At 43.5% G+C, this 1008-nt stretch carries 1 protein-coding gene and 1 pseudogene; both read left to right on the top strand.

Annotated features, from left to right (window positions below; translation table 11 throughout):
• On the top strand, window positions 1-550 hold a 550-nt coding region (locus R7035_RS26140), incomplete at its 5' end, for an EAL domain-containing protein (RefSeq protein ID WP_318146440.1).
• A gap of 182 nt (window positions 551-732) precedes the next feature.
• Window positions 733-1008 (top strand): annotated as a pseudogene (locus R7035_RS26135) (N-acetyltransferase); the annotation flags it as partial.

Genomic DNA, 1008 nt, shown 5'->3' with positions numbered 1-1008 from the left:
CCAAAGGTTCATCGAAACACTCATCAGCAATGGACTGCTTTTGATCCACACGATCTTGGTGATCCGAGCAATTTACGCCAAACAGCCGACTTTGTTGGTACCCATCAGCATCAATGTGTGCCCTTCTCTTCTACGAGGTAGAAACTTCTCAACTCTTTATCAAGAACTCGCGAGCAGAGACTGCCGTTTACTGACCATCGAAATCACGGAGAACGCGTCCATGTACTACACCTCCGAGATCTACGACAACGTCGCGAAACTAAAATTACTGAGCTGCAAAATCAGCATTGATGACTTTGGTACTGGCAACAACAACGTGTCACTTATCAGCAAAATCAATCCAGATTATTTGAAAATAGATCGGGAGTTTGTGATTGGTTTAAAGTCGGATGATAAGAAAGTGGAAACGCTGCGTCAGTTGATTGCGATGGGAAACACTTACCGCTGCACAGTCATCGTCGAAGGCGTCGAAACCGCAGATAGTGCTCACTTACTCACAACGTTAGGAGCCTACATTCATCAAGGTTACTTCTATCCTCTGCATTTCTAGCTTTTCTTAATGCCGCGAGTTACTTAAACTAGCTGATACCCAAATGACTTCATAATGCATTCGCGCAAAGTGTGCGAAGTGATTTGGGTATCACTAGCGTCTATAACTGGATGAAAGTTAAAGACGTTCGTACATTTTTGTTAGGTGGTGAGACCATCCACCACCCACTCGTGATTGAAACCATGATTGCTATTAAACCAACCAAACTGAAAGATTTTTCGAGTTTGATGCAATTGGACGTGCAGGAAGAGCAAATAGGATTTGCCAAGCCGTTTGAACAGGCTTACCAAAAGCGAAACAAGTCAGAAGTATTTTTTACTATTTATTCGGACTACCTAACCGTCGGCTATCTGATCATCGATAAAGGGTTTGCTCAGCATGCTCCTTTTGCAATGCGGCATGAGTTGGGCCTTAATTATTTGATGATTGATCGCCGCTTTCAACGCCAAGGTATTGGT

The sequence above is a fragment of the Vibrio sp. 1731 genome (genome assembly GCF_033339955.1).
In the GTDB taxonomy this organism is placed as follows: domain Bacteria; phylum Pseudomonadota; class Gammaproteobacteria; order Enterobacterales; family Vibrionaceae; genus Vibrio; species Vibrio alginolyticus.
The sequence above is the reverse complement of the archived record's forward strand: the minus strand, read 5'-3'. Positions and strand labels throughout refer to the sequence as shown.